We start from the raw sequence: 23,003 nt of genomic DNA, 5'->3' as shown, positions 1-23,003 counted from the left end.
TGTTGGGTGAGCGTCTCGACGTAAATGTTTCAGGATTTGTAATTCCACATCCATTGCCCTGCTTACCTTCCAGAGTTTTTTCTTTTAATCCTTTTATTTAGAATACTCGGAAAGTGACAGAAGAGGGATAACCAGCGGCATTTTTGAACAGTACTTTGTCAATTTTGCTTAGAGGAATAGAGCGAGTGTTGGTGTCGCTCCTACGCTGAATTGTTAATGTTTGTCCTTGAGCATCTACTTTAATTACCGTACCACTCAACGATTCTCCGTCTTTTAAAGAAATCTCTGCTGAATCTGGTAAAGCGATAGGCAATGCTATAGCCTGTGATTTTGCTGGTGTTTGTGCTAGTAATAAATTTCCTGTCTTGACTTCTTTGGCAATTGCAGATATGGTGTTTGCTGCCAGCACTCCCCCTGTCATCAAAACTCCTGCAAACATTACTTTCAGAAAAGCTGCCATAGTCTTTACACTGTTTTTTATGTATTAATTTTTTATTTAACTTCCTTACTATTTAGCAAATTTCCGTAAAATAACGGAAAATAAATTGATTGATTTAAGAAATACGGTGTATATACACCAATGGGTTTTTATCCCACTCTAGCTCTCTTGTTGGAAATGCTGCGGCGTACAGACAAATCAAAAATTTTCATGTTCAACCACATCCCGCCTGGAACTTTAGTTCTAGGCTCATAGCCAAAGTCCACAAAGCGTGGACTGAAAGAAATTTTGGGTTGAGTCATCTTGAGATGACTTGCGCTATAAGACTCGGAATGAATTCCGAGGCGGGACTGTCGCTAACTTACTTTACGTTTATTTATTTTTTGGTCATCTCTTGGAGTGCTTTTGTGACTTCCAACCCCAATCCGACGGCAGATATAAATATTTTAGGCAAATTTACTAGTGTAGTTGGTTTACTAGGTGCGGCTCTTTTCTTTGCAGGTTGGATTTACCGTTGGGCATATTTTTATTTTTTCCAACTAGAAATTTCTAACCTAGATTTACCTGCACAGTCGTTTCTCATAGTTCCCATACAAATATTTCTTGGGGATGGTTGGACAATATGCAGAACAGCGATCGCTTTTTTGTTGGCGGCGATCGCTATTAACATGACTCTATGGTTAATTAGAATCACTAGCGAATTTATACTTAATAGCTTTCACGATGTATCAAATGGCATCATCCGCGCAACTCAACATCGGCGGTCAATCACAGCTAGATTTCTCAATTCTCTGGTTAACTACAGTTCTCAACAGCTGCGGTTAGTAGATTTTTTGCGATCGCTTGTCAATGAAATTGTGATTGTATCTTGGGTTTTAATTGTCATCTTTTGGTTAGCCCAGTGGCAAGGCATTGCTGATGCAAGGCGAGATGCGGGGCAAAATTCCACCTTACCTGTAATTGCTTTTATTACCCCAGGAGAAAAATTTGTCGCGGGACGTAAACTGGAAGATGAGTTTACTGATCCACTGTTAAAAGGCTACAAAATAATTGGCGATAGAGGTTTATTTGAAGACCTCCGCGGTAAAGAAGATACTGATGTCAGTAATCCACAACAGCCGAGAGTTTGGCGCTTACTTCTAGAACGTAGCGGTTGGATTTATTTGTTCTCCACACTACCACCAAATGCTCCACCGAATAACCGTCCAGCAGTAATCGCTATTCAAGAAGGTGATCCAGGGCATTTGCTCATTCTCGCTCCAGAAGTTTCTAAACCCATTGCACCTTGAGGCTAAGGTACAAATATCACAAAAAAATGCGATCGTTCTTCAAGGATGTTTGGAAAGTCATCTCATTGGTAGCAAAACATTTTAGATCCCCCTAAATCCCCTTAAAAAGAGGGACTTTAATTCAGTTCCCTGCTTTTTTAAGGGGGGTTGGGGGGATCAATAAGTGCTTATAATCACAGATAACTACTTTTCAAACAACCTCTTAGACAATCAAAGACTTTTCACTCTGTCACCTGTCCCCTGTCACCTGCTATAAACATTTGCCAAAAAATTCACTCGTGAATTTCGATTACATTCAGGTGTCAAAGACTTGCTGCCTAGAATAAACTGGTTTTGTGTACCACTGGCTACATCTTGTCACTGACAATTAATCAAAATTAATTCTCAAAAGACCAAGGTTTGCTTTCTGTAAAACATCTATTTATCAGTGGATCTAATCTCAGAAATCCTTCGTGTAAATGTAGTGTCTAGGATGGCTCTATGCCAAGTTCTACTTTAATTTGGCTCCTAGCTGGATCAGGTTTGTGTTTATTAGAGTTATTTTTACCATCAGCTTTTGTCGCCTTCATGATGGGAATTAGTGCCTTTGCGGTGGCGCTACTGTCTCAACTTGGTTTAAGTTTATGGCTGCAAGTAGGAATTTGGCTATTGCTTTCTACAATGTTGGTGGTATTGTCCCGGCGGTATTTACAACCGCGACGACGTAACTCAAAAATTCAAGATGCAGTTGTAGCTGAAACATTAACAGAAATTCCAGCAGGTAAAGCGGGGCGAGTGCTATATGAAGGCAATTCTTGGCGTGCTAAATGTGATGATGACAAACTCGATGTGGCTCCCCATCAACGAGTTTATGTTGTTAGAAGAGAAGGCACTACGTTAATTGTCATGCCAGAAAATATATTGCATTCTTAACTGAAGTATGAAGTAGTTTAGATGACATCTAAAATATTTAATAACCAGGAGATCTACAGTGGAACAGTTTTTTTTATTAGTCTTTTTAGCCCTTGGTGGCTCTGCGGTGGCTGGTTCGGTAAGAATTATCAGTCAAGGTAACGAAGCTTTAGTAGAAAGAGTGGGGAGCTATAACAAAAAGCTAGAACCAGGACTGAATTTTGTTGTGCCTTTTTTAGATAAAATCGTCTACCAACAAACCATCCGCGAAAAGGTTTTAGATATTCCCCCGCAAAAATGTATCACCCGCGACAACGTTAGCATTGAAGTAGATGCAGTGGTGTACTGGCGGATTGTCGATATGGAAAAAGCCTGGTACAAGGTAGAAAATCTTCAGTTAGCAATGACAAACTTGGTACTAACTCAAATTCGTTCAGAAATGGGACAACTAGAGTTAGATGAAACTTTTACCGCCCGTACGCAAATCAATGAACTTTTGTTACGCGATTTAGACATTGCCACAGATCCTTGGGGTGTGAAAGTAACAAGGGTAGAACTGCGAGATTTAATCCCCTCTAAAGCAGTACAAGAATCAATGGAAATGCAAATGTCCGCTGAACGACGTAGACGGGCGGCAATTTTAAATTCTGAGGGTGAACGAGAAGCAGCAGTCAATAGTGCTAGAGGTAAAGCCGAAGCGCAAATTTTAGATGCAGAAGCCCGGCAAAAATCAGTTGTTTTAAACGCGGAAGCAGAACAAAAAGCGATCGTTCTCAAAGCCCAAGCCGAACGCCAACAGCAAGTTCTCAAAGCCCAAGCCATTGCTGAGTCAGCCGAAATTATTGCCCAAAAAATTAACACTAACCCCAGTGCTAGTAAAGCCTTAGAAGTTCTGTTTGCTTTGGGTTATTTAGATATGGGCGCGACTATCGGTAAAAGTGATAGCAGCAAGGTGATGTTTATCGACCCTCGCACCATTCCGGCGGCCTTCGAGGGTATTCGCTCAATAGTCTCTGATACGCAAGTAGATTCTAAATCTTGGTTAGGTAGAGAAGTACCTGATGTCAATGGTCAATAGTCAAGAGTCAATTATCAATCGTTTGTACTATTGACTATTCACTAACCTGACATTGACCACACAAACCAAAAAACTCTAGAGTGTGGTAAAAAATTTTAAACTTATGATTGGTTTGTAGTTGGTCTTCTAGGTCATGAACCGGACACTGATTAATGGGTATGGAAGTGCCGCATTGGAGACAAGTTAAATGGTGTTTATCCTGCTGCGCTAGGCTATAGAGGGCTTCACCATTAGCTAAAGTCCGCACTTGTACTAAGCCTTCGAGCTTTAATGCTTCCAGGGAGCGATAAACTGTGGCTAAACCCATATTTTGATTGCAATTCCGCAATTCAATATAAATATCTTGGGCGGAAATGCCTTGTTTCATACTTTTCAGTAGGTTCAAAATCCGCTCTTGACTGCGGGTGCGTATGGCTCTCATAAGCAATTGTGGATATTCGCCACTGTAGTGGAAGCTGTTATACTGGCTATCTAATAAATTAACTTTAACTGTTTCACAATCTTATTTTCACCCAGTTGGAACAGAAAGTTATAGTATAGCGATCGCAGCATTCAGCAAAAAAACCTGTGCAACGGAAGTATTTAGCTAAAATTCTTGTAACACTTCGTCCTTCAGTTCTAGACCCTGCTGGTGTGGCTGTACAATCTGGCCTCAAACAGATGGGATACGAAACTGTTGAACAAGTGCGGATTGGTAAGTATATCGAACTTACCATGATATCCCCTGATGAAACTAAAGCGCGTCGAGACCTAGATAACATTTGTGACCAAATGTTAGCAAATCCTGTAATTGAAAATTATCGGTTTGAGTTGATTGAAGTTGAAACACAGACGGGAGTGTTTTAAAAGTTAAAAGGTAAAAGGTAAAAGGAATCTTTTACTTTTTACTTTTTACTTTTTGCTTTTTACTTTTTACTTCTAAATGACCAATGACAAAATTCGGCGTTATTGTTTTTCCAGGGTCTAATTGCGATCGCGATGTTGCTTATGTCACCAGAGACTTGTTAGGTCAACCAACGCGCATGGTTTGGCATCAAGATACTGATATTGCTGATTTGGATGTAATTATCATCCCAGGCGGCTTTAGTTATGGTGATTACCTGCGTTGCGGTGCGATCGCTCGATTCTCGCCTGTGATGCAGCAGGTAATTGAACACGCGCAAAAGGGGAAATTTGTTCTCGGTATTTGTAACGGTTTTCAGGTATTAACTGAAGCTAAACTATTACCTGGAGTGTTAACCAGAAATCGTGATTTACATTTTATTTGCGATCGCGTCCCCTTAAAAGTTGAAAATGCAAATACTCCTTGGACAAAAACTTACTCTAGTGGAGAAGTGATAACTCTACCTATTGCCCACGGAGAAGGGCGCTTTTATGCTGATAGAAACACTCTCTCAGCCATAGAAGACAATGGACAGGTAGTGTTTCGCTATGTTGGAGAGAACCCCAACGGTTCACTCAACAAAATTGCGGGGATTTGCAATCGTCAAGGCAATGTCTTAGGAATGATGCCACACCCAGAAAGGGCAGCTGATGCCATATTAGGTGGTAGCGATGGCTTAAGTCTCTTTCAAGGGTTATTAGAGAAAGTCGCTGCTGTAGTATAGAGTTGACTTTCCCGAAGAATATAGCAAGTAAGCACAGGGGAGCAGTTATGTTCCCTAATTTTTTGTCTACCAATTTTTTGTATCAAGGCGCATAGAATTTATTAGACATTTTTGTCAAAATTTGAAATCTCTGTTGCAACTGGCAGAGTATTCGCCATTACTATCTTATAAAAACTGACTTGATAAATTGCTAGTTGAATCTCAATCCCGGCAAAGGCAAATTTATACAAGCAGTAGATTCTCTAATGTATACTTCTGACTCGTTGCAATTATTTATTAAGTGGATACAAGCTTTTGATATTCGGATTTTACAAACGGAAGAAGATGTAGAAAAAAAGTTTATTTTGCCGATGTTTCAGTATTTGGGATACCCAGATTTGTGTCGGCAAAGTAAGTACACTTTAACCAGTAATAATTTAGATAATCCAGCCAAGCAACTCAAAAATGCTCAAATTTATTTTGCTACCGATGATGTTGAGCAACAAAATGCCAACACATCATTAGTCATTATTATTTATTTATCGCCTAATACAAATTATTTTCAAGAAGCTATTGCCCAAGCTAAGTTTTATAGTAACTATCTCAAACCTTTATTTTTGATAATTACTAATGGCTATAGTATGAAAGTCTTTCAATGTTTTCAATATCATCGAGAAGAACTAATATTTGATGCGATAATTGATACATTGAGAAATAGCCAAATAGCAGAAAATATTTATAATCAACTAAATTTCAACTTAATCAAAAACATCAATAAAACCACATTAAGCAATTTTAAACATCCCCAATTTAGCAGTATAGAAAAATATTTAAGACGACATATAGAATTTGGCAAAATTTTAGAAAAGGCTGAGTTTGAACCGCGTTTAATTCAAGAAGGTCATCACTTAGCTATTATTCAACCAAAGGTTTTAATTAAGTGTAATTTACCACAAGCCTTTGGCAAAGGTGATTGTCTGATTCAATTTAGTAGCGTAATTTTAAGAGGTTTGCAAATTACTCTAAACAATCAACAAATTTTAGGTCAATTAATGACAGGACTGCATACTAAACCCGAATGGGGTTGTCGTCATTTTCTGAAACAAATAGATGCAGATACATTTGAGGCGTCTTTAGGACAAACAACATTAATTTTGTCTGAATTAGAAGCAGCAGATTTATGTTTATGTGTAGATACTATTTGTCAAGAATATAAAAAGAGAATTATTGAATTTGAGGATTATTTAGAAACTTGGGATTTTAAATTTGTCGAATTTCCTGATATCAGAGGCTTTCACCTATTTTCTGTAGATGTCAAACTATGGAGAATGATGCACAATTTTATTAAAAAGTTTAATTATGCCCAAGGCAAATCTGAATGGCATTTATTTGATCAAGTAAATATCTCTATTCGCATCAGTCGAGGAATCCGCGATCATGCTTTTCTTGTGCCACGACTCGGTAATTGTTACTCGGCGTTATCTAATAATCAAGTTGATATCCTATACGAAATTAATGATATTCACATCGCCACTTTAGAAAGAAGTAACTTAAATTCGTGGCAAGAAGATATCGGGATAAGAGGAACATGGGCAGCCAAATATACCAAAAATTGGCTAATAGAAAAATTTATCCCTAAAGTTATTAATTATTATTCCCAGGAATTTCAAGTCTTAGAATTTGATTTAGATAAAAATATCTTAAATTATCACAGTCAACATACAATTCTCAAAGAGATGAATGAGGTTAAAGATTTATTACCTTATCTACGAGATATACAAATATGGCTACAAAGATATAGAGAAAATTTTGCAGCTTCATCTTGGCAACAATATTATCAAGTCTTCACCGATTTAGTGAGAAATGCTGATTCTGCGATCGCTGGCTTGGATTATATCACCATGAATTTGCAAAAAATCATGTGGGCAAATTCATCAGCAGATATATCCAGAGGTAAAATTTGGCATTTTAAAGATGCTATCTATTGTTTAGATATACAAGTTAGTAAGATAAAAAATTGCAAATATATTAATAGTTGGGAAGCCGATTTAATTACACGAGTGTTTATTTGGATTATCGAAAATGGAAAAATCAACCATTCTCAAGGTCAATTAAATGTAGCCAAACAGGCGTTGTTACCAATATGGGAACAATGTCGCTTTGAAATGCGCCATGTATATCCTTATCGTTAATAGTTATTTTATACTTCCTATTTGGTTAATAATAGCTTGAGCGATCGCCTGATTTCCATCCTTAGCAATTTGTTGGTTTTGCTGTGGTGGTTGGGGTAGTTTACGGAGAAAATTCCAATCACCAGCAAAAAATTCTGCGGGGGTAACAATTTGATGATAGTTGTAATTAGTAATTCCCTCTAAAAGATAACTGGCTTCAGCAAAATCATCGCGGGGAATTGTCACCATAGGGATATCCAAACTTGCGGCTTCAGAAAAAGTACCGTACCCAGGTTTAGAAACTACTCGTCCACAAATTGCCATAAAATCTACAGGACGATATTTATTGTCGTGAATTTTGACTAAATTCGGGAAATCGGGTGCAGATTTATCAAATGTAATAAATTGCCAATCGGGAAAATTTTGTAAGTTTTCGTAAGGGATTTGTTGTAAACCTAAACCACCAAAAGTCAGTAAAATAGTTTTATCTTGTGGTGCAGTTATGCCCCAATCAGCGCGTAATTCATCAGCAGCATAACGCGCTGAACCTCCAGTTAAACCAACATCAGTGATATTTGGAAAAGCCTGCATTGGTTCATGAAAGGGTAAACGAAACAAGCGATCGCACTGAGAATAACACTCACTAATCCAATCTGCGATCGCAATAAATTCGCCTCCCCAATCTCGATAGATCAAATCCCAACCAAAATTACTCATCATCCAACAAGGAATATTTGCCGCTTTAGCAATTAAGGGCGCAAGAAACGGAATATCTGCCAAGATTAAATCAACCCGATTTTGCCGGATAAAGTTAACTTCGGAAGCAATTAAAGAATTTTGGTGCTTTTTAATATCTAATAATTTTGCTAAAGTCGCGGCTTTATCCATTGTCAAACTATCAGCTTGGATTACACCCAAATCAAAAGCGCGGGGACGATGGATAAATTCACCTTCTATATATGACTCTAACAACCAGCGTGGCGCAGTTGTCACCATAATTAACAACACATCTGGACACAACTTTTGAATAGTTGCAGCCACAGATGCGGTGCGAGTAGCATGACCAAATCCGTGGTTTGTGATGGCTATGTATAAGATGGGGCGTTTCATGGAAAAGTATGAAGTGTGAAATCCTAATTATTGAGTATTTGACTATTAACTAAATTTCTCTATTTGTTTGACTAACTCATCCATTTCTGACTCTAAAGTAAAGTAGTGAACTGTAGCGCGAACACAGTCAGGTTTGGCAATTGTACGGGTGAATATTCGCTGTGATTCCAAAAACTGCACTAATTTAAAACTAGTTTGAGAATCATGCTGGACAAATTGAAACGAGACTAAACCGCTTTCCGGTGGGGAAGTGCGTAAACATTTGATTTGGGGTAAAGCTGATAATTTGCGCCAGAGATATTCACTGTTGCGGCAAATTTGCTGATAACGTTCCTTGGCTGTACCCCATTGTTGATGTAGGGCGATCGCTTCTACCAATCCCGCATAAAATGAATAAGCTGATGTCCCGACTTCATATCTTCGTCCATCAGGAAGCAAATCTATTGGCTGTCCTTGGCTATCTTTAATTACACCACGCCAACCAATAAACGTCGGTGCAAGTTTTTCTAATGCGTCGGGTTTTACATATAAACCACCCACGCCAGCGGGACCACACCACCATTTATGTCCGGTAAAAGCATAAAAATCTGCCCCCAACTCGCTTAAGTTTAAAGGTAATAAACCCACAGATTGGGCAGCATCAACTAATATTAAAGAATGGTTATCTCTGCATACTTCTATAATCTTGTCAAGGGGTAAAACTTGGCCAGTATTCCACAGGACATGGCTGAGAATAACTAAGCGGGTATTAGGGCGTAAATTTTCGGCAATAACTGCCACAGGATCACCTGCATTTAAAGTTGCCATTAACGGACAAGTGGTAACTTCCACATGAAATCGCCGCCCAATTTCTTTCGCTGCGGCAATTACCCCTTGATGTTCACAGTCAGACAGCAGCAGATGGTCGCCAGGATGCCAATCAATTCCCCACAGAGGAATATTACAGCCCACAGTCACATTTTCAGTGAAGCTGATGGTTTCTGGTGGTGCGTTTAACTCTGATGCGATCGCTTGTTTGATAGTTTGAGTATATGATCCTATCCAGCGTCCAACTTCATTCCCAAAGGGGCCTAGTTCCTGAATATGAGTTTCCGTTTTGATAATGGCATCCATTGCCTTTTTAGGTAACGGCCCTTGTCCACCATAGTTAAAATAAATCTTATTAGCTAAAGCGGGAAATTGCTCTCGCTGGCGATGCAAATTTGTTTGGGTAGCAGAAATACTGGTCATAAATAATGCTAAATATCAACATTGTTACTCGTTTAGTCTTTCATTTTCCCACCAATGAGAGAGGGTAATTTAACTCCATCAGTCCCAGAAAGTATCAAAAACGATGTAAAAAACTCAACTATGAGCAGAAAAATCCCATAAACTCAGATTTTCCTCTATTCTGCCTCCTGCTTCCTGCCTTATGCCAAAATTATTGTTAGTTTAAATGAATGTTGATTAATGCTGAACACTTACTGCAATACCAACGCTGCAAACGCCGACCTATTTTAGATATCCATGCTGACAAAAACCAGCGAGATGCACCCAATGACTTGTTAACTAAACTGCAACAAGACAAAATTGCTTATCATCGGGGTATTTTGTCCGGGTTTACCTATGAAAAACCCCAATATCAACCAGGGAATAGGGAAGCAGCACAAGCAGCGACGTTAGAATTAATGCAACGGGGCGTTGAGTATATTTATCATGGAGTGCTGTTAAGTAATTATCAAGATTGGGTAGAAACAGCTAGTGAAGAATATACAATCCTCAGTCGTCCAGATTTACTAATTAAACAGCCAGGAGAATCTTGTTTTGGTGATTGGATGTATGTTCCAGCGAATATGGAACTGGGTAAACGTCCCAAACAAGAATATCAAGTTGTGGCTGCATTTCATACCCAAGCTTTAGCCACAGTACAAGGCGTAACCCCTGACAAAGCTTGGTTGATATTGCGTACAAAAGACATTAGTTATTCTGTAGATTTAGCGAAATGGACACCACAGATGTTACAAATTCTGGAGGAGTTCATTCAAGCGCTAGAGTCATCAGAAGCGCCAGAGATGTTTATTTCGCGGCAAAAGTGCAATCTTTGTCACTGGCATAGTCAATGTTACGCGATCGCCCAAGCCCAAAAACATCTTTCATTATTACCAGGAGTCACACCTGTTCGCTACACCCAACTCCAAGCCCTTTCTTTAAGCACACTCGAATCTTTGGCGAATGCAAGTCCCACCATTTTGGAAGATTTACCTGGATTTGACAGCGTAGTAGCAACCAAGTTGATCATCCAAGCCCAAGCTGTGATTGAGAAACGCCCATTAGTTTTACCAACGTCTCTACCACCAACAGAACTCGCATTTACCGCGCCTGTAGAACTGTATTTTGATATTGAAGCCCAGCCAGACTTAGATTTAGATTATCTTTTAGGTGTTTTAGTTGTTGATAGACAAAACAATACACAACAGTTTTATTCATTTTTAGCCGAAACGCCAGCCGATGAAGAATTAGTCTGGCAACAATTTTTAGACTTAGTTTGGCAATATCCCGACGCGCCAATTTATCATTTTTGTGTTTACGAATTTGATACAGTCAAACGACTAGCCAAGCTATACCGCACGCCTAAATCTTTAGTTAATCCTGTTCTCGCTAGATTTGTGGATGTCTACGAACAATTAATTCAAAGTGTGGCCTTACCTGTAGAAAGTTACGCCCTGAAAGTTATCGCCCGCTGGTTGGGTTTTGAGTGGCGTGATAAAGAAGCCAGTGGAGCCAAGTGTATTTACTGGTATGATCAATGGTTAGAAACAGGCGATCGCACTTTCTTAGAAATCATCCAACGCTACAACGAAGATGACTGTCACGCAACTCGCAGCGTCAAGAATTGGCTGTCAAGTTTTTTTCAAAAAGCCCAAATAAAGTAATTATGCCTAAAAAGCTAATTGTATAGGAATCATATTTGATTTGGAGACGAAACTCAGTACACCTCTGTTACGTCTTTTCCTATTCCCTGTTCCCTTCCTACACAAGTAATTTCAATCATCAAGTCGGATTTCTGTATATATTGACAGTACCCGTAAAATTCCTTAGTATTTGAGTGTTTAGATATCTCACTGGTTGATAAAACTTATAAGTTAATCAACAGTATCAATTTGCTTTGGGTAAAGATTGCGTATTATTTCGGATTATTATTTATCGTCCCTATTAATTGGTAACATTGCAAGTTATCGTAAAAAATCACTAAATAAGGCAAAAAAATACAGCAAAAGTTATGTTTAAGAAATTCCTCATCACTGCATCTAGTGCAGCGTTGATGTCTCTAGGGATAGCTAGTTCAGCATCAGCAGCTAGTTTGAACTTACTTGTTAACGGTAGTTTTGAATCCCCTGATATTCGCCCAAGAAGTTACTCAACCATTAACCCTATCCCTGGATGGAGTCTTACATCTGATTCTGCACGCGGTGCTGGTATTGAAATTCAGGATAATGTTGCCGGGAGTCCATTTGCTGGGAGTCAATTTGCGGAGCTAGATGGTAGGGCTACATCGGGAATTTTCCAGGATATCTCCACAGTTGTGGGTCGTCAGTACCAATTGAGTTTTGCCTTTTCACCACGCCCTGGTGAGAGAGACAATAGACTGAATGTTTTTTGGAATGGAGCGACCGTAGCAAATTTAACAGCTAGTGGTGCGGGGCGGTCTAATACAAATTGGAGCGTTTTTACTTACAATTTAGTAGCAAATAGCACTACAACCACTTTGCGTTTTGATAACTTCGGTGAGTTGTCTAATAGCCGAGGAACTTACATTGATGATGTTAGAGTTGTAGCCGTTGCTGTTCCTGAAGCAGGATCTATTCTGGGCGTGCTAATGGTAGGTTTGTTCGGGGCTAGTTCAGCTATCAAGCGCAAACCAGCTTAATAAAAAGAGCGATCACCTGATATTGTAGGGTACGTGATATTTTATTCACGTACCTTTTTGCATGAAAAACGTAGGGCGATCGCCGGCTATTGTAGAGCTATCAACATGAAAATAGTGAGAAAAATTTGGGAAATACCCAAAATTTTTTATATATTAACTGCTATTTTAATTAGCATACTTTTAATTATCAATTTTTCTGCAAACTCTGTTGAAATCAGCAGCATAGATTTCATCGGAGAAGCAGCATTACCCAAAAAATTAACTTTTCAAAAAACTGAAGTTGGTGGATTATCAGGTATCACCTACGATGCTAAAAATGACCTTTATTATGCTATTTCCGATGACCGGGGGCAAAAAGCTCCTGCCAGATTTTATACTTTAAAAATCAATTTAAGTCAGGGTTATCTAAAAAACGGTGGTGTTGTGCCTGTTGGTGTAACAATACTGTTAAATAAAGATGGTCAAAACTTTCCACCTAGAACAACCGACACAGAAGCGATTACTTTAACTAATCAAGATACTGTTTTCATCTCCTCTGAAGGAGATGTTGAAAAATTGATTAATCCTTTTATTCAAGAGTTTTCTTTATCTTCTGGTAGGACAATCACAACACTAAATATACCGAGAAAGTTCTTGCCAGACAAAAGTAATAAAACTGGTATCCGTAATAATTTGGCCTTTGAAAGCCTGACTATTACACCTAATTATCAGTATTTATTCACAGCCACAGAAAATGCACTCATCCAAGATGGGTCAATAGCTAAACCTAATATCGGGACACCTTGTCGAATTTTGCAATATAATTTGCTCAACCAGCAGCCAGGAAGCGAATTTTTGTACCAAACTGAACCCGTTGCGCCATTACTAGATATAATTGGCAAGTTTGCTAGTGGCTTACCAGATTTATTAGCTTTAGATAATCAAGGACACTTTTTGAGTTTAGAAAGGTCTTTTACTGGCTTGGGATTTGCGATTTTTCTATTTCAAGTTTCCTTAGCCGATGCTGATGATATTCACAATATAGACAGCCTTGCAGCCAACTCCCAAAATATTCGCCCAGTTACAAAAAAACTCTTGTTAGATTTACGTACTTTAGAAGTAGCACTAGATAATATTGAAGGGTTAACACTTGGCCCCTGGCTACCTAATGGACAGCGCTCATTAATTCTTGTCAGCGATAATAACTTTAATTCCCTACAACGTACTCAGTTTTTAGCTTTTCAACTCAAAATTGAACCACCCGTTATCAGATGGTTTCGGCGGATATTAAATTTTTCCTAATTGCTAGATTACCTGTAGATCGAAATTAGGTTCCAGGTGATATAGGAATCATATTTGATTTCTGAATAAAACTCAGTACACCTCTGTTACTTCTTTTTCTGTTACCTGTTACCTATTCCCTATTCCCTACCTACACAAGTAATTTCAATAATCAAGCCGGATTCCTATATTTCAGTTGTTATCAACTTTTACCGTGGTTTTACTGTTATCAGGGAGCAACTACCTTCAGATTATCCTTGGTTTCCGTGGATTTCCTCATTTATTTTGCTTAATGAATATGTTACATAATGTTTAAGCAATTTTGCAGAAAAATCATTCACTATTTTATTCAACTTTTATTCCCTTTTAAAGGGAGTTTTATACTTTATAATTGATTCTCTAAAATTAGTGAAATTATTCATGGTTACAATTAAAGCTTGAGCAATATTTATCAAAAAATTTTATAGCGTAAAATTTCCAAATATGGTAGTGCCTAAAACCGAAATAGATATTTATATTGGAAAGTTTTTAAATAATCGCTATTTAATAAAAGATTTGATTGGTAAAGGTGGTATGGGTAGGGTCTACCTAGCAGAAGATGCAGCTAAAGGTGGAATTTTTGTAGCTGTAAAAATTTTGATGCTGAATCTAGGAAACCAGCAAATATCGCAACGTTTTGCCAGAGAAATTTTTATTGGCGCTCAGTTAGGTCGTAAAAGTAAAAATATTGTTCGGGTATTAAGCTATGGAATGACCGATGATAAAACACCATTTTATGTGATGGAATATCTGCAAGGTAAAAACCTCAAGCAGATTCTAAAAGTCCAACCATTAACATTGGTAAAATTTATCGATATTTGCCAACAAATTTGTTTAGGTTTGCAGTGCGCTCATCAAGGTATCAGTCTCAAAGGAGAAATTTATCCGATTGTGCATCGAGATATTAAGCCAGAAAATATCTTTATTATTGATGATGGCAAACAAGGCGAAATCGTTAAAATTCTGGATTTTGGCATTGCGAAATTTTTAACAGAACGCAGCGGGATGACCCTAACTGATTCTTTTATTGGGAGTTTGCCTTACTGTTCTCCAGAACACATGGAAGGACGTAAACTTCTCGATGTACGCTCCGATATTTACAGTTTGGGTGTATTAATGTTTGAAATGCTCACAGGTAAACATCCATTTCAAACAGAAAGTCACTCTTTTGGTAGTTGGTATCAAGCTCATCGTTTTCAAGCTCCGCCAACACCAGAACAAGTAAATCCCGAAGTCAAAATACCCCAAGCATTAAAAAAATTATTACTAACTTGTTTAGCTAAAGAAGTAACTGAACGTCCTCAAACTATTAGTCAAATTTTAGTAGTTCTAGAGAAAATTAAGCGGCAGACTGTTCGAGATGCCGCAATTGAAAGTAGTAGCGATTCATCTCCTGTAACCTTAGTACCAGTAACTTCGATCTCGGAGAAAGAGTGTTTACAAAAAACATGGCCAAAAAATAAACCGATCGCATCTATTGGGTTTCCACATTTATTACATACTACCCAAGGAGTTATCCCAACTTTTTGGGCTATGTTACCCAAACAAGAAATCAATAATTTTTCTGATAAATATCACACCACAGAATTCATTGACAAAATGAATTTATACCCAATGTTGCTGTGGGTAACAGTTTTATATAATGCTCAGTTTTCTCTGACTAAATGGCTATCTTATTTCTTAGATTTAAAAGATAATCGAGGTCAAAGAATTGCCAAGCTTTTAGCAGATAGAGGCTACTATCATCTACTATTTTTTGCGCTGGAAGAACCAACCCAATGTGCTAATGTAATGACCTTAACACTGACTGCTAAACAAAGACAGCAACTTGCAGATTGGTTGGAAATAGAGGAAAAATCTCATGAGGCAATCGCCTCTGACCAAGCTAAAACTATTTTGAAATCAGAATACCAAAAATTAAAATCAGAAATTTTGCAAAAATTAGTAGAAAAACAGCAAATTGCCAAAATTGGTTTTAGAGCTTGGTTATCTCAAATATTTGATAAACTACTGCAAATCTTATCACGTCCTTAAAAATAAGTTTGCGAGGAAATAAACTTTTAATTATTTAATTGCGGCAATATCAGAGGTTGTAAAAGTGAATCATAGTGCGTTCATCTCTCCACACATTACGGGATTGCTGGCCAATCGCTATCAACTTAAACAGTTGATTGGTAGTGGTGGCATGGGTGAAGTTTTTTTAGCCGATGATATTTTACTAGGTGGAACACCAGTTGCCGTCAAATTTTTAACTCAAACTTTTTGCAATGAAAAGATGCAACAAGACTTTGCACGGGAAGCAATGCTGAGTGCTGCTTTGAGCCAAAAAAGTCTACATATTGTGCGAGCCTATGATTATGGCGTGAGTGCAGAAGGCAAGCCATTTTATGTTATGGAATATCTCAATGGCAAAAGTTTAAAAGATTTAATACCGATGCCTCTGCCCAAGTTTTTAACGTTAACCCGTCAAATTTGTTTAGGCTTACAATGCGCTCACCAAGGAATTAATATTGATGGCAAAATTTATCCCTTAGTTCATAGAGATATCAAACCAGCTAATATATTGGTAATGCCCGATCCAATTTTAGGGAAATTAATTAAAATCCTGGATTTTGGCATTGCTAAATTTATTAATTATACAAATACAGTTAATACTAATCGAGGCTTTAACGGTACGTTACCATATTGTTCTCCTGAACAGCTAGAAGGTTCAGAAATTGATGGCCGCTCAGATATTTATAGCTTGGGTGTGATGATGTTTGAAATGCTGACAGGTGCTAAACCTTGGCAGCCAGAAACTGATTTTTTTGGTGCTTGGTATAAAGCACATCACTTTGAAGCACCAAAAGAGATAACAACGGTTAGTCCGCAACTCAAATTACCCCAACAACTCAATCATCTCATCATGGCTTGCTTAGAAAAAAAGCCAGGCGATCGCCCTCAAAATATAGCAGAGATTCTCAAAGTTTTAGACAGTCTAGAAAAGTTGAGTTGTCAAACTTTACCTACACCTTTAGCATCAACATATAATCCTCATTTTGCTATGAGTGCTGACTTACCTCCAGTACTCAAAACCAACTTTGCTACACTGATCTGGCCGCAAAATAAACCCATTCAAGAAATTGTCTTTCCCCAACTTTTAGATACACCACAAGGCAATTTGGCAGCTTTGTGGCTGATGTTACCTAAACAAGAAATTAAAAAAAGAGTTCTGTGCCAACGTTACAGTCATTTTGTGTTCATCACATCACCACACCCAATGCTGCTGTGGATCACTCTCCTTTATAACCAAGAACTCGGCCCGAAATGGCTACCCTGCTATTTAGATATGCAGAATACCCAAAATCAAGAACTGGTTCATGGGTTGACAGAATATGGACGCTATTTCTTGATTTGCTTTACCTTAGAAGCACCTCATAGCTGTGTTACTGTTTTTAGCAGTCATATTAATAATACCCAGCGACAAAGATTAAAACTGTGGATAGACCAAACTAAAAGCCTGTCACATTCAGATCAAGCTTTAATGAGTAAGACTTTGTTAAAACAGCAGTATAAACAAATACAATCTCAGATTCTAGAACATTTATCTGCCAAACCACAGGTTGTGGTTGCTAATTCAATTTAAATTACATCTTGTACCACCTGCTTGATGATCATCCACGTCATGTAGGCAATGGGGAAAATTTGCTGTATCCCTAATTTTTACCTTGTGGGCATTGCCTACCCTACAATTAAAAAATTACATTCGAGATTACTTGCCAAAATTCGTTTAGATGTTAAGATGGTTAACTGTCAAGTGAAAGCCGCAGCTAAAAAAGCCAAGGCAACAAAAAAATCCTTGACAAACCCTAACAAAAGAGCGATAATAATAAAGTTGCGAATTAAGGGACTGTAGTTCAATTGGTTAGAGCACCGCCCTGTCACGGCGGAAGTTGCGGGTTCGAGCCCCGTCAGTCCCGTAAAAATTAAAGAGTTTAATTTTGAGTTCTGATGTAGAAGTTATTTATGATCAGCACTTGATATTCTGAATTTTAACTCTGCCGACATTTGTTGAAAACTCGGCGCTGAGACAGAGATGACTTGCTAAAGGCATCTGAACCTCTGTGACTCAGCAATTGCTATATTAATCATGCTTTGTGAAAGAGAGAAATAACTGTGACTGTTAGAGTCCGTATTGCGCCAAGCCCAACTGGGAATTTACATATTGGTACAGCCAGAACTGCTGTATTTAATTGGTTATTTGCCCACCACCACGGTGGCAAGTTTATCTTACGCATTGAAGACACAGACTTAGAGCGATCGCGCCCCGAATACACAGATAATATTTTAGCGGGATTTCGCTGGCTAGGGCTGAACTGGGATGAAGGCCCATTTTTTCAATCCCAACGCTTAGACCTTTACAAAACAGCGGTAGAAAAGCTCTTAGATCAAGGTTTAGCTTATCGCTGCTACACCACCTCAGAAGAATTAGAGGCGCTACGAGAAGCCCAAAAAGCTAGAGGTGAAGCCCCCCGCTATGACAACCGTCATCGTCATCTCACCCCAGAACAAGAAGCCGCTTTCAAAGCGGAAGGACGTAACTTTGTCATCCGATTCAAAATTGATGATGACCGGGAAATTGTCTGGAATGACCTAGTGCGCGACAAAATGGTTTGGCGTGGTAGTGACCTTGGCGGTGATATGGTAATTGCCCGTGCTTCCGAAGATGGCATTGGTCAACCACTGTATAACTTTGTCGTGGTAATTGATGACATTGATATGCAAATCACTCATATCATCCGCGGAGAAGACCACATTGCTAACACCGCCAAACAAATTCTGTTATATGAAGCTTTAGGCGCAAAAATCCCAGAGTTTGCCCACTCACCGCTGATTTTGAACATGGAGGGGCGCAAACTATCGAAGCGGGATGGAGTAACTTCTATTTCTGACTTTCAAAAAATGGGCTTTACGGCGGAAGCTTTGGTAAATTACATGACTTTGTTGGGTTGGTCGCCACCAGAATCTACCCAAGAAATATTTACTTTAGAAGAAGCTGCCAAAGTTTTCACATTTGAGCGCGTGAATAAGGCAGGTGCTAAATTTGACTGGGCAAAACTTGATTGGTTAAACAGTCAATATATCCACAGTATGCCAGTGGATAAACTCACGGATTTACTCATTCCCTATTGGCAAGAAGCTGGTTATCCAGTTGAGGAAGGGCGAGAACGTCCTTGGTTAGAGCAGTTAGTTGCTTTAATTGGCCCTAGCATGACTCGTTTGGTAGATGCTGTAGAAATGGGTAAATTGTTTTTCAACGAAATCGTAGAATTAACCGAAGAGGGCAGTAAACAACTGCAACAAGAAGGTGCTAGTGCTGTTTTGAGTGGGATCATTGCCGCTTTAGAAAATCAGCCCCAACTAACTGACACTGTTGCTCAAGACATAATTAAACATGTTGTCAAAGAACAAAACGTCAAGAAAGGCTTAGTGATGCGATCGCTCCGAGTCGCCTTAACTGGAGATGTTCATGGCCCTGATCTGATCCAATCCTGGTTACTGTTGAATCATCTTGGTTTAGATAAGTCAAGATTGAATCAAGCGATTCATTCGTAATTCATCATTCATAGGACTTACGCATAAAACCGAAAGTCAAAGGGTTTGGGTAAGGGTGAAAGGGTATAGGGATGTATCTAAAACCCTTACACCCATTTTTCACAAACAATGTTGTGCATAAGTTCTGCAAATTACGAATGATTTTCGTCAATTCCTCTCATATCGGGAACTTAGTGTGTAAAATTCATGTCTTTCAAAGCACTGAGAAACTTATGTAATCGCAATGCCGAAAACATCTTTAAATAGAGGGATACGATTATCTTTGACGATATTGGCTTTTTGCGTCACATCAATAACTGATACCATCACTCATGCTCAAGAAGCACCACCGATATTTGGAGATGTGACTGTTAACCATCCATTTTCCCCAGACCCTCTCACTGTTAGGGGAATGAGTGGCGGTTCAGTTTCTGGGAACACAATTGCTGGTAGAAGAGAAACAGTCACTGGGCCATGTGATGGATTTGTGGATGAAGCACCAGACCATACCCTAGCACTCACGACCAAATTTGATTATCTAAAACTACAAGTGCAAAGTCCCCAGGATGTCACCATGATTGTCAAAGGCCCTGGTGGTACTTGGTGTAATGATGATTTAGAGGGTAAAAATCCTGGTATGAGTGGTGAATGGCTACCGGGAAATTATCAAATTTGGGTAGGTTCATACAACCAAGGACAATATTATCCTTACACGTTGAAAATTACCGAGGTTAAGTAGCTGAAAAAGAAAGTAGAGAAGAGGATTTCTTACTTAGTACCCTGCACAATTCCCACTACTGCTAACAGTACTCAGTGTTTGAGACTTTTGAAAATCATTCTCGTAATTTTAATAATTGATTTAATTTTTCAGCGTAGTAGGTATCTAAGCTATTACGCTGGAAAACTTATTCATGCTTGATCAATGTATTCTTTGAGACATAATTTTGTAAAATTACTTAGTTAATGAGAGAACTTGTTGGACTCAATCAGCTAAAACAGACTAAATTCCATCACCACCAGCAATAGTCTTTCTTGGTCATTTCTCCCTTGTCCTTACACAGTCTCAACCACATTCCAGCTTACAGTGCGATCGCCATCTCCCTCACCGATATCGCTGGCGATCGCTCTCCACATCTAAAATTTTGTTGTCTTCAGCCAAGCTGTATTAAAATTAAGTTAAATTTAATTAAGAATCTTTTCATCGGCACATAATTAATGGTGACGCGTGATCAGAGATCAAATTAAACAAAATGGATTAATAAACATCCGTTGCAAACTAAATCTAGTCAGAAAGTGAGGCAATATCGCGTGGAAGCTGATTCCCCGGATAAATGCCAAGCTGGAGATTCACTAGAAATTATTAATTGTATTGGCAGAGGCAAATTAAGATGAAATTCTCTTGGAGAGTCCTAGTACTCTGGACATTGCCTGCTTTGGTAATTGGCTTTTTCTTCTGGCAAGGAGCATTTGCTAATGCTCCTGCGGATATGGGTAAGAATGCCGCCAATACCCGCATGACTTATGGCCGTTTCCTAGAATACTTGGATGCCGATCGCGTCACTAGCGTTGATCTGTATGAAGGCGGTAGAACAGCAATTGTTGAAGCTGTAGATCCTGATATCGAGAATCGGATTCAGCGGTGGCGGGTAGATCTGCCAATTAGCGCACCAGAGTTAATTAGCAAGCTTAAAGAAAAACACATTAGTTTTGATGCTCACCCCATGCGGAATGATGGCGCAATCTGGGGATTATTGGGTAATCTTGTTTTCCCAATCTTATTGATTACGGGATTATTCTTTTTGTTCCGTCGCTCCAGCAATCTTCCTGGTGGCCCTGGACAAGCTATGAGCTTTGGTAAATCCAGAGCGCGGTTTCAAATGGAAGCCAAAACTGGTGTGAAATTTGACGACGTAGCTGGGATTGAAGAAGCCAAAGAAGAACTCCAAGAAGTCGTCACATTCTTGAAACAGCCAGAAAGATTTACCGCTGTAGGCGCACGCATTCCCAAAGGTGTGTTGTTAGTTGGGCCTCCAGGTACAGGTAAAACTTTACTTGCAAAAGCGATCGCTGGGGAAGCTGGCGTACCTTTCTTCAGTATTTCCGGTTCGGAATTTGTGGAAATGTTCGTTGGTGTCGGTGCATCTCGTGTGCGCGACTTGTTTAAAAAAGCCAAAGATAACGCTCCTTGTATCATCTTCATCGATGAAATCGACGCTGTGGGTAGACAACGGGGTGCAGGTATCGGTGGCGGTAACGATGAGAGAGAACAAACCCTCAACCAGTTACTCACCGAAATGGATGGTTTTGAAGGCAATACAGGGATCATTATTATTGCTGCGACCAACCGTCCTGACGTATTAGATTCAGCCTTGTTACGTCCCGGTCGTTTTGACAGACAAGTAACTGTCGATGCACCGGATATTAAAGGACGCTTGGAAATTTTAAGCGTTCATGCACGCAACAAGAAATTAGATACCAGCGTATCTTTAGATGCGATCGCCCGTCGCACACCTGGGTTTACTGGCGCTGACTTAGCTAACTTACTCAACGAAGCAGCAATTCTCACCGCTAGAAGACGTAAGGAAGCCATCACCCTCCGCGAAATCGATGATGCAGTGGATCGGGTTGTTGCGGGGATGGAAGGTACACCCTTAGTAGACAGCAAGAGCAAGCGCCTAATTGCTTACCACGAAATTGGACACGCTTTAGTTGGTACTTTACTCAAAGACCACGACCCCGTACAAAAAGTTACTTTGATTCCACGGGGACAAGCACAAGGTTTAACTTGGTTTACTCCTAACGAAGAACAAGGATTAATTTCCCGTTCTCAACTCAAAGCCAGAATTACTGGTGCTTTGGGTGGTCGTGCTGCGGAAGAAGTAGTATTTGGCCCGGCGGAAGTGACAACTGGTGCGGGTGGAGACTTGCAGCAATTGTCTGGAATGGCCAGACAAATGGTCACAAGGTTTGGGATGTCTGATTTAGGGCCTCTGTCCTTAGAAAGCCAACAGGGAGAAGTATTCCTCGGTCGTGATTGGACAACCAGATCTGAATATTCCGAAGCGATCGCATCTCGCATTGATGCTCAAGTGCGGATAATTGTAGAAGAATGCTACGAAAATGCGAAAAAAATTATGCGGGAAAATCGCACCGTCACCGATCGCATCGTTGATTTGCTGATTGAGAAAGAAACCATTGACGGCGAAGAATTCCGCCAAATTGTTGCTGAATACACTGATGTTCCTGAAAAACAACAGTATGTACCGCAACTGTAATTACTAAACGATATTTCTAGAAATGGGCAAGGTTAAACACCATGCCCATTTTTATTTGCATTTAGTGATTAACCAACCCAAGGCGGTAAAGAATAAAGTAGCGATCGCACTCCAGAAACAAGCTGCGCTCAAGCAGCTTTGTCAAAACTTTAAGTAATTATCGGAAAACCCGTGCGTAAAGTATATTTACTAACTTCGTAGTTTCTTTTAAGTATTGACTGATTGTTTTGTGTATTTATGCTGAATGTCAAGCATATCAAGATGAGTAATACCGTGAAATTCATTAGGTTAGTTCTGTCAAATATTGATAATGGTTATTAGCAACCCTAGAGGCTCTGCTTGTACAACGTAATTCAACTAGATAGATTAGGAGAAGCTTACTTT

The 23,003-nt window shown here is 39.2% G+C and carries 21 protein-coding genes and 1 tRNA gene; 17 read left to right on the top strand and 5 right to left on the bottom strand.

Features of this window, described 5'->3' with window-relative positions:
- Nucleotides 1–97 precede the first annotated feature (97 nt).
- Together IQ244_RS23435 and IQ244_RS23430 are read right to left on the bottom strand one after the other, a co-directional pair.
- The gene (locus IQ244_RS23435; RefSeq protein WP_193898452.1) at nt 98–460 is read right to left on the bottom strand and encodes a hypothetical protein; all 363 of its coding nucleotides are present in this window, start codon (nt 458–460) and stop codon (nt 98–100) included.
- Between the two features lie 128 nt (nt 461–588).
- A complete protein-coding gene (locus tag IQ244_RS23430) occupies nt 589–741 on the bottom strand; it encodes a hypothetical protein (RefSeq protein ID WP_193898450.1) in 153 nt (50 codons plus the stop codon).
- Nucleotides 742–771: 30 nt separating this feature from the next.
- On the opposite strand from IQ244_RS23430, the gene IQ244_RS23425 reads away from it, so the two are divergent.
- The 3 genes from IQ244_RS23425 (at nt 772) to IQ244_RS23415 (ending at nt 3,697) form a co-directional block, all read left to right on the top strand.
- The gene (locus IQ244_RS23425) at nt 772–1,728 is read left to right on the top strand and encodes a hypothetical protein (RefSeq protein ID WP_228059095.1); all 957 of its coding nucleotides are present in this window, start codon (nt 772–774) and stop codon (nt 1,726–1,728) included.
- Between the two features lie 480 nt (nt 1,729–2,208).
- On the top strand, nt 2,209–2,640 hold the full coding sequence (locus IQ244_RS23420; RefSeq protein WP_193898449.1) for an NfeD family protein: 432 nt from the start codon (nt 2,209–2,211) through the stop codon (nt 2,638–2,640).
- A gap of 58 nt (nt 2,641–2,698) precedes the next feature.
- Nucleotides 2,699–3,697 carry an SPFH domain-containing protein gene (locus tag IQ244_RS23415; protein WP_193898448.1) on the top strand — a complete coding sequence of 333 codons (999 nt, stop codon included), beginning with the start codon at nt 2,699–2,701 and terminating at the stop codon, nt 3,695–3,697.
- Between the two features lie 34 nt (nt 3,698–3,731).
- Here IQ244_RS23415 and IQ244_RS23410 read toward each other — a convergent pair whose 3' ends face one another.
- Nucleotides 3,732–4,118, bottom strand: coding sequence for a Fur family transcriptional regulator (locus IQ244_RS23410; RefSeq protein WP_193898447.1), 387 nt, complete (start codon nt 4,116–4,118; stop codon nt 3,732–3,734).
- Between the two features lie 146 nt (nt 4,119–4,264).
- Here IQ244_RS23410 and purS point away from each other — a divergent pair, with 146 nt between their 5' ends.
- The 3 genes from purS (at nt 4,265) to IQ244_RS23395 (ending at nt 7,475) form a co-directional block, all read left to right on the top strand.
- A complete protein-coding gene (gene purS / locus IQ244_RS23405; RefSeq protein WP_193898446.1) occupies nt 4,265–4,543 on the top strand; it encodes a phosphoribosylformylglycinamidine synthase subunit PurS in 279 nt (92 codons plus the stop codon).
- Nucleotides 4,544–4,626: 83 nt separating this feature from the next.
- The gene (gene purQ, locus IQ244_RS23400; RefSeq protein WP_193898445.1) at nt 4,627–5,304 is read left to right on the top strand and encodes a phosphoribosylformylglycinamidine synthase subunit PurQ; all 678 of its coding nucleotides are present in this window, start codon (nt 4,627–4,629) and stop codon (nt 5,302–5,304) included.
- A gap of 245 nt (nt 5,305–5,549) precedes the next feature.
- Nucleotides 5,550–7,475, top strand: coding sequence for a type I restriction enzyme HsdR N-terminal domain-containing protein (locus IQ244_RS23395; protein WP_193898444.1), 1,926 nt, complete (start codon nt 5,550–5,552; stop codon nt 7,473–7,475).
- Between the two features lie 3 nt (nt 7,476–7,478).
- Here the strand turns inward: IQ244_RS23395 and IQ244_RS23390 are convergent, their stop codons facing one another.
- Nucleotides 7,479–8,564 carry a glycosyl transferase gene (locus IQ244_RS23390; protein ID WP_193898443.1) on the bottom strand — a complete coding sequence of 362 codons (1,086 nt, stop codon included), beginning with the start codon at nt 8,562–8,564 and terminating at the stop codon, nt 7,479–7,481.
- A 45-nt stretch (nt 8,565–8,609) separates the two neighbouring features.
- Nucleotides 8,610–9,794 (bottom strand): aminotransferase class V-fold PLP-dependent enzyme, encoded by a 1,185-nt coding sequence (locus tag IQ244_RS23385; protein WP_193898441.1) that lies wholly within the window; start codon nt 9,792–9,794, stop codon nt 8,610–8,612.
- Between the two features lie 209 nt (nt 9,795–10,003).
- Here IQ244_RS23385 and IQ244_RS23380 point away from each other — a divergent pair, with 209 nt between their 5' ends.
- From IQ244_RS23380 to IQ244_RS33050, 11 genes are all read left to right on the top strand, one after another.
- Nucleotides 10,004–11,476, top strand: a complete 1,473-nt coding sequence (locus tag IQ244_RS23380) for a TM0106 family RecB-like putative nuclease (RefSeq protein WP_193898439.1) — start codon at nt 10,004–10,006, stop codon at nt 11,474–11,476.
- A 347-nt stretch (nt 11,477–11,823) separates the two neighbouring features.
- Complete coding sequence (locus tag IQ244_RS23375; protein ID WP_193898437.1) at nt 11,824–12,471, top strand: DUF642 domain-containing protein; 648 nt, start codon at nt 11,824–11,826, stop codon at nt 12,469–12,471.
- Nucleotides 12,472–12,576: 105 nt separating this feature from the next.
- On the top strand, nt 12,577–13,752 hold the full coding sequence (locus tag IQ244_RS23370) for an esterase-like activity of phytase family protein (RefSeq protein WP_193898456.1): 1,176 nt from the start codon (nt 12,577–12,579) through the stop codon (nt 13,750–13,752).
- A 462-nt stretch (nt 13,753–14,214) separates the two neighbouring features.
- Nucleotides 14,215–15,804: a serine/threonine protein kinase gene (locus IQ244_RS23365; RefSeq protein ID WP_193898436.1), complete on the top strand. Its 1,590-nt coding sequence runs from the start codon at nt 14,215–14,217 to the stop codon at nt 15,802–15,804.
- Between the two features lie 64 nt (nt 15,805–15,868).
- Entirely contained in the window at nt 15,869–17,395 is a 1,527-nt protein-coding gene (locus IQ244_RS23360; RefSeq protein WP_193898435.1) for a serine/threonine protein kinase, read from the top strand.
- A gap of 260 nt (nt 17,396–17,655) precedes the next feature.
- Nucleotides 17,656–17,729: transfer RNA gene (locus tag IQ244_RS23355), tRNA-Asp, on the top strand.
- A gap of 196 nt (nt 17,730–17,925) precedes the next feature.
- Nucleotides 17,926–19,365 carry a glutamate--tRNA ligase gene (gene gltX, locus IQ244_RS23350; protein WP_193898434.1) on the top strand — a complete coding sequence of 480 codons (1,440 nt, stop codon included), beginning with the start codon at nt 17,926–17,928 and terminating at the stop codon, nt 19,363–19,365.
- Between the two features lie 223 nt (nt 19,366–19,588).
- The gene (locus IQ244_RS23345; protein WP_193898433.1) at nt 19,589–20,083 is read left to right on the top strand and encodes a hypothetical protein; all 495 of its coding nucleotides are present in this window, start codon (nt 19,589–19,591) and stop codon (nt 20,081–20,083) included.
- Nucleotides 20,084–20,376: 293 nt separating this feature from the next.
- Nucleotides 20,377–20,556, top strand: coding sequence for a hypothetical protein (locus tag IQ244_RS23340; protein WP_193898432.1), 180 nt, complete (start codon nt 20,377–20,379; stop codon nt 20,554–20,556).
- A 176-nt stretch (nt 20,557–20,732) separates the two neighbouring features.
- Nucleotides 20,733–22,619, top strand: coding sequence for an ATP-dependent zinc metalloprotease FtsH2 (gene ftsH2, locus IQ244_RS23335; protein ID WP_193898431.1), 1,887 nt, complete (start codon nt 20,733–20,735; stop codon nt 22,617–22,619).
- A gap of 22 nt (nt 22,620–22,641) precedes the next feature.
- Nucleotides 22,642–22,776 carry a hypothetical protein gene (locus IQ244_RS33050; RefSeq protein WP_265578949.1) on the top strand — a complete coding sequence of 45 codons (135 nt, stop codon included), beginning with the start codon at nt 22,642–22,644 and terminating at the stop codon, nt 22,774–22,776.
- Nucleotides 22,777–23,003 lie beyond the last annotated feature (227 nt).

This window comes from Nostoc sp. LEGE 06077 (assembly GCF_015207705.1).
Lineage (GTDB): Bacteria > Cyanobacteriota > Cyanobacteriia > Cyanobacteriales > Nostocaceae > Nostoc_B.
This window is presented reverse-complemented; position numbering and strand designations above follow the sequence as displayed.

What these genes read in the sequence shown, in the direction of transcription:
- purQ (WP_193898445.1), top strand. Translation starts at nt 4,627, where the DNA reads ATGACAAAATTCGGCGTTATTGTTTTTCCAGGGTCTAATTGCGATCGC.
- IQ244_RS23410 (WP_193898447.1), bottom strand. Translation starts at nt 4,118, where the DNA reads ATGAGAGCCATACGCACCCGCAGTCAAGAGCGGATTTTGAACCTACTG.
- ftsH2 (WP_193898431.1), top strand. Translation starts at nt 20,733, where the DNA reads ATGAAATTCTCTTGGAGAGTCCTAGTACTCTGGACATTGCCTGCTTTG.
- IQ244_RS23425 (WP_228059095.1), top strand. Translation starts at nt 772, where the DNA reads ATGAATTCCGAGGCGGGACTGTCGCTAACTTACTTTACGTTTATTTAT.
- IQ244_RS23365 (WP_193898436.1), top strand. Translation starts at nt 14,215, where the DNA reads ATGGTAGTGCCTAAAACCGAAATAGATATTTATATTGGAAAGTTTTTA.
- IQ244_RS23375 (WP_193898437.1), top strand. Translation starts at nt 11,824, where the DNA reads ATGTTTAAGAAATTCCTCATCACTGCATCTAGTGCAGCGTTGATGTCT.
- IQ244_RS23395 (WP_193898444.1), top strand. Translation starts at nt 5,550, where the DNA reads ATGTATACTTCTGACTCGTTGCAATTATTTATTAAGTGGATACAAGCT.
- IQ244_RS23385 (WP_193898441.1), bottom strand. Translation starts at nt 9,794, where the DNA reads ATGACCAGTATTTCTGCTACCCAAACAAATTTGCATCGCCAGCGAGAG.
- IQ244_RS33050 (WP_265578949.1), top strand. Translation starts at nt 22,642, where the DNA reads ATGGGCAAGGTTAAACACCATGCCCATTTTTATTTGCATTTAGTGATT.
- IQ244_RS23380 (WP_193898439.1), top strand. Translation starts at nt 10,004, where the DNA reads ATGTTGATTAATGCTGAACACTTACTGCAATACCAACGCTGCAAACGC.
- IQ244_RS23390 (WP_193898443.1), bottom strand. Translation starts at nt 8,564, where the DNA reads ATGAAACGCCCCATCTTATACATAGCCATCACAAACCACGGATTTGGT.
- IQ244_RS23435 (WP_193898452.1), bottom strand. Translation starts at nt 460, where the DNA reads ATGGCAGCTTTTCTGAAAGTAATGTTTGCAGGAGTTTTGATGACAGGG.
- IQ244_RS23370 (WP_193898456.1), top strand. Translation starts at nt 12,577, where the DNA reads ATGAAAATAGTGAGAAAAATTTGGGAAATACCCAAAATTTTTTATATA.
- IQ244_RS23430 (WP_193898450.1), bottom strand. Translation starts at nt 741, where the DNA reads ATGACTCAACCCAAAATTTCTTTCAGTCCACGCTTTGTGGACTTTGGC.
- IQ244_RS23345 (WP_193898433.1), top strand. Translation starts at nt 19,589, where the DNA reads ATGCCGAAAACATCTTTAAATAGAGGGATACGATTATCTTTGACGATA.
- IQ244_RS23420 (WP_193898449.1), top strand. Translation starts at nt 2,209, where the DNA reads ATGCCAAGTTCTACTTTAATTTGGCTCCTAGCTGGATCAGGTTTGTGT.